Here is a 262-nt window from a genome sequence, read left to right on the forward strand (position 1 = left end):
GTTTCAGGATACTGACCCGATTCAGTACGGGATTTTTAGTAAAATTTATGCTCAAAGCAATACCACTTGAGCTATGATAGGCGATCCCAAACAAGCAATTTATGGGTTTAGGGGCGCAGATATATTTACCTACATTGGCGCAAAAGAAGCGGTAGATGAGCCACAACAATTTACATTGGGCACTAACTTTCGCTCAAGCAGTGATATTGTAAATAGCGTAAATAGCTTATTTAGCAAATACGAAAACAGCTTTATTTATAAC

At 37.8% G+C, this 262-nt stretch carries 1 protein-coding gene; it reads left to right on the top strand.

Going from position 1 to position 262, the window contains the following annotated elements; genetic code table 11:
• Window positions 1–73: 73 nt before the first annotated feature.
• On the top strand, window positions 74–262 hold a 189-nt coding region (locus SB765_RS30765), incomplete at its 3' end, for a UvrD-helicase domain-containing protein (protein WP_410932639.1).

The organism is Pseudomonas sp. SIMBA_067, assembly GCF_046534675.1.
GTDB classification, from domain to species: Bacteria; Pseudomonadota; Gammaproteobacteria; order Pseudomonadales; family Pseudomonadaceae; genus Aquipseudomonas; species Aquipseudomonas putida.